Annotated in this window: 6 protein-coding genes; all 6 read right to left on the bottom strand. The window is 32.4% G+C overall.

Translation table 11 applies throughout. From position 1 onward, the window contains the following. Nucleotides 1-112: 112 nt before the first annotated feature. Nucleotides 113-313: a hypothetical protein gene (locus ACWVCY_RS04130; RefSeq protein WP_455140504.1), complete on the bottom strand. Its 201-nt coding sequence runs from the start codon at nucleotides 311-313 to the stop codon at nucleotides 113-115. A 298-nt stretch (nucleotides 314-611) separates the two neighbouring features. Beyond that, nucleotides 612-1,469 carry a pirin family protein gene (locus tag ACWVCY_RS04125; protein WP_455140502.1) on the bottom strand — a complete coding sequence of 286 codons (858 nt, stop codon included), beginning with the start codon at nucleotides 1,467-1,469 and terminating at the stop codon, nucleotides 612-614. Nucleotides 1,470-1,531: 62 nt separating this feature from the next. After that, complete coding sequence (locus ACWVCY_RS04120) at nucleotides 1,532-1,915, bottom strand: YkgJ family cysteine cluster protein (protein WP_455140505.1); 384 nt, start codon at nucleotides 1,913-1,915, stop codon at nucleotides 1,532-1,534. Between the two features lie 48 nt (nucleotides 1,916-1,963). Then, nucleotides 1,964-2,713, bottom strand: a complete 750-nt coding sequence (locus tag ACWVCY_RS04115) for a hypothetical protein (RefSeq protein WP_455140500.1) — start codon at nucleotides 2,711-2,713, stop codon at nucleotides 1,964-1,966. A gap of 147 nt (nucleotides 2,714-2,860) precedes the next feature. Then, nucleotides 2,861-3,379, bottom strand: coding sequence for a hypothetical protein (locus ACWVCY_RS04110; protein ID WP_455140499.1), 519 nt, complete (start codon nucleotides 3,377-3,379; stop codon nucleotides 2,861-2,863). Between the two features lie 144 nt (nucleotides 3,380-3,523). Then, nucleotides 3,524-4,890: carboxypeptidase M32 (locus ACWVCY_RS04105; protein ID WP_455140497.1), on the bottom strand; the 1,367-nt coding region annotated here is incomplete at its 5' end.

Genomic DNA, 4,890 nt, shown 5'->3' with positions numbered 1-4,890 from the left:
TTTAATTCTTCATCATTGTCATCATCATCTTCCCATTCATCTTCGTTGTAAGATTCTTCATTTTCTTCCTCTTTCATATTTGCATACTTCCTTGATTGATATCCTTCTAACCTTAAAAAAATCGAAGAAGGTGAAAATATACGATTTCACATTTAGGGTTTGTTTTATGGGGATTTGGAGTTACCAATCTATGATTTTTACGATGGAAATCCTTGTGTGCAGTTTTATTGTATTTTTCAACAATATTTTTTACCATCTTTACATATTTTTCTGGATATAGAAGAAAAAATTCCTGTTCAATGCGCTCCAGCATTTTTTCCATCAACCTGTTAGTTTTGTGTTAACAGAATTATCATTGTTTAAAAATGTTACTATTGTTATCAATGTTAACATATATAAGCTAGATTCTAAACCTACTTCTAGGTAAATAAAGCTAAAAATTTGTTTGATTTAACCATGAAAAATAATTTATCTCTACTGCATCAAAGTAATAGTTATTTAAAGGAAGTATAAACTTTTAAAGAAGAAAATATGAAAAAAAAAATAACTTGCATTCTTCCTAATATAAAAATAAGGCAAAAAGAGAAAGATCTAGGAAGATGGATAGTCCCTTATTTATGCTTCAGAAAAGTACCTTGTCGATATTCCTCAAACGCTAATTGCAATTCTGCTTGACTATTCATCACGATTGGCCCAGCCCAGGCAATAGGCTCCTTTAAAGGCATTCCACTAATAAACAGAAATCTGAATCCATTTTTACCTGCTTTTGCGTATATATATTCCCCATCATCAAAGGTGACTAATTGAGTGTCCTTAATTTGTTTAACGGACTGTTCATCAAAATATCCTTCACCATCAATTGCATATGCTAAACAGGTGAACCCTTTATTAGTATCTAGAGTGAATGAGATTTCAGGTGGTATTGTAACATCTAGATATGTTGGTTCAACGACAATATCTTTGACAGGTCCCTTTGTTCCATTTAAATTCCCTGCTATTAACTTTATTTCTATATTATTAGGAAAATGCAACTTAGGAATTTCTTCTTCCTTAATTTCTTGATATCGTGGAGCCATCATTTTTGATTTTGCAGGAAGGTTCACCCATAATTGAAATCCTCCCATCCTTCCAGTTGAGGATGGTTGAGGCATCTCACTGTGGATTATTCCTGAACCAGCAGTCATCCACTGTACATCACCAAGTCCAATAATTCCTCCATTACCTAAACTATCTTCATGTTTTACTTTCCCTTCGATCATATAGGTTACTGTTTCAATACCACGGTGTGGGTGCCAAGGGAATCCTGCAATATAGCTTTCTGGATTGTCTCCACGAAAATCATCCAGTAATAAGAATGGATCGAGTAGTTTTGCTTCATTATGAGCAAAAGCTCGTCTTAACCTAACTCCAGCACCTTCTAGGGTTGGTTGACTGTTTTTAACAGCGTTTATCTTGCGAAGTTGTTTCATAAATAGACATATTTCTAGATGATTTTATACTTCTCTTTTCTTGATTCGCAAGTTTATTTAAATTAAATCTCTCCATATAAGCGAAAAACAAAATCCTCGACCTCATGTGTAAACTTATTAATAAACTGGTTAAACATTTTATAATATGGGCAATAATCATCACTTATGACTTTATGCTGTTTCATATCCCAGATCAGTGGATAAAAAGTACAACCTTTCGGTCGTAGATCATAGATTGAACATAAACCTTCATTATTTAGGAAAAAACAAACTAATTCTCCATTGTTTCGTTCATTATTCCTTAATACTTTTAATCCATCTTCGGTTTTCATTGAAAATTGCGCTGGGTCTTTCTTCACCAGATCAGATATTCGTTTGATATCCTCTGGAGATAAAATCATTTCAGTTTCAACACAACAATGAAAACATTTTTTCTTTAAACAAATATCTCCCTTAACATTTAGCTCTTTCAGGAATTGTTCACCTGATTATTTTTAGGCATCAAAAATTTTATTACTTTCTGAATTATAGTACACATATTCTTCAACAAGAATAGATAAATCTTTACTATTCTTTGATAAAAAAGTGAATATATCATCTACAAACTTCATTAATGCAATCTTTGCTCTAGAATCCATTGGTAGAGGAAACTCTTTTAGTATTTTATTTTTTAGGAAGATCAATTTTTTTCTATCGATTTCTGATTGAATCTTTCGTACTTCGGAATCGAAATCCGTCTCACGTAACCATGGATAATATAGAAAAAGCTCACTTCCCATTGTTTTGTTTGAAAAGCTATCTTCAAAATCAATTGCCCAAATTTGGTCTGAAGTTATAAGATAATTAGCCCCATGCCGATCTAAAGCTCCTATCCAGGCCTCAAATACAATTAATTCCTTTAACTTTGTTTCTATCCTGTTTCTACTCTTCTGTAATTCTTCACCTCCCTCAATCCAAAATTGGAGTAAGCCATAAGAATGTCCTATTTTTGATAATATAGATTGAGGAATTGGTATTTCAAGAAATTGGGCTAATATGGAAATAATATATTCAGTTAAAAGAATTTTAGGACTTAACTTTTTCCATAACCATTTATTATTTTCAGTATCAGTAAAAACAAAGGCTTTTTTTTTATAATTTGTTCCTCTGACAGAAATTGTATCGATGGAGTCCACTAATGAGAGAATTTTCTCGTGTGAGAATATTGGATAGAGTTTGATGTCTTCTTGAATGGAACCTTCCATGATAGGTCACCAGGAGCATTTTTTAGCACCCTAAAGGGTTAGGGAACGATTTACTTAGCATATTGAAATTTTTGCAAGTTATTTTTATTATTATTCTAGTTTATTTCCCAGATTGAAATAAATTTCAATTAATTGTGTAAAATATTTCTATTGTTGGAACAATTTAGGTCTTGAATTAGATTCTGTATTAATAATTGCTTCAAATTTATTTAATTCTTCTTGGATTTCTGCGATATTGGCCCTAAGCTTCTCAAAACCCACCATAAAACGTAATGCGAGACCCATAATAAAATTTGCAAAATGAATTTCCCCACAATAACCATATAATGATAAATGATAACCAAGATTCATTTTGAGAAAACTTAAAGCTTGACGCCCTTCAGCTGTGTCTCGTCTGTTTAAATATTCATATAGAATTTGACCAACATTATATCCCCACATTTGAGCAATTTGGTCTTCAGAGCCTGAAACTGACATTATTGCGTTTAACGCTTCCTCATAGGAACGTTCTAGCTGTTTTTTCACTCCAAGTGCAACTTCATCAGTAATTCCTAATCGCTCTTGAACATGTTCAACTTTATCCATTAAATTAGTTAGCTCTTCTGTTGCCTCTGTGGTTTCAGACTCTTTTTTAAGCTGTTCGAGAAGCTTTGTACCTTCTTTCATAATAAATGACCCCAAGATTATAATTAAACTAATTGTTAGAAATATACACATTCATATTATTTTATGATTTTCTAGAAAAAAAATCCGAGAATTAAATTCATCTCAACAAGACATTAGAGAATAAAAAGAAAAGAAGAACAAGAATTAAAATCCATATATTTTGGAATATTTTTTCTCGAGATACTGAATGAAATACTTAGGATTAATTTCCTCTCCTGTAATCCTTTTCATTAGTTCAGGAGGGTCATACATGTTAGCTGGTTTATGTACCTTCTCAATCATCCAATTGATAATAGGTGATAACTGGCCGGTTTTAATCAACTCTTTAAAATTAGAGAGATCTTTGAGCATGGCATTTAACATTTGAGCGTTGTAAATATTGCCTAATGCATAGGTGGGAAAGTACCCAAAGGCACCACCAGCCCAATGAGTGTCTTGCATCACCCCTTCAGTATTATCTTCAATATCGACCCCTAAATAGTCTTTATATTTTCTATTCCAAACCGAAGGTAATTCATCAACAGAAATCTTACCTGTTAATAAATCACGCTCTATTTCAAACCGGATTATAATATGCAGACAATAAGTCACCTCATCTGCTGTTACCCTTATTTTTGATGGTATAACCCGGTTGAGGGCATGAACTAATGAATGTGTTTTAACATCAGAAAAGATCTCTCCTGTGATCTTTTTGAAGATTGGTAAATAGTATTCCCAAAATTCTGGTGAACGCCCAAGAATATTCTCAATAAATCGACTTTGTGACTCATGAATTCCTAAACTACAATAATTTCCTACAGATGTATAAAGAAAATCACGATTCAAATTCTGCTCATATAAAGCATGACCCGCTTCATGCATGACTGAATAAAATGAATCTACAAAATCATTTTCATAATAATGTGTTGTTATTCGTACATCATCATAATATCCTGTTGTAAATGGATGCTCGGTTTCATCAATGGATCCTCGTTCAAGATCATAGTTAACAATGGATGCAATGGAGGTTGATAACCTTTTTTGAATTTCTATTGGGCAGTTTCGTTTAAGTAGCGAAATATCTGGCTGGTTTGAAGATGTAATACATTTTTCAATCAGGGGTATTAATCCAGCTTTCAGTTCATTAAATAATTTGGTAATAATATCAGAAGTCATTCCTGGTTCAAACTCATCAAGCAATACATCAAATGGCTCTAGATTAGGATTAATATAATGGGCTCTTTTCTTCGTAAGTGCTAAAATTTTATTTAATTCAGGTTTATAAAGTAGATAATTCTTTTCCTTTTTTGCTTCTTTCCATACTTGAATTGTCTTTGCTGATTGTGCTGCAATCTCTGCTGCTAATTCGGATGGTACTCGAGTTTCTTTATCATATTCTCGCTTTATAAGATAGAGATTCCTTTTTTCGATGTCTGTGAGGGTTCTATACTCAGGATGTTCCATTATTGTTTTCAATAAATTTCCAATAATGGGATCTGTTGTTTTTTCGTGAGCTACTTTAGCTAGATAAG

The sequence above is a fragment of the Candidatus Hodarchaeum mangrovi genome (assembly GCF_975850365.1).
The sequence above is the reverse complement of the archived record's forward strand: the minus strand, read 5'-3'. Positions and strand labels throughout refer to the sequence as shown.

Coding starts and splice junctions, on each gene's coding strand:
- ACWVCY_RS04130 (WP_455140504.1), bottom strand. CDS start 313: ATGCTGGAGCGCATTGAACAGGAATTTTTTCTTCTATATCCAGAAAAA.
- ACWVCY_RS04125 (WP_455140502.1), bottom strand. CDS start 1,469: ATGAAACAACTTCGCAAGATAAACGCTGTTAAAAACAGTCAACCAACC.
- ACWVCY_RS04115 (WP_455140500.1), bottom strand. CDS start 2,713: ATGGAAGGTTCCATTCAAGAAGACATCAAACTCTATCCAATATTCTCA.
- ACWVCY_RS04110 (WP_455140499.1), bottom strand. CDS start 3,379: ATGAAAGAAGGTACAAAGCTTCTCGAACAGCTTAAAAAAGAGTCTGAA.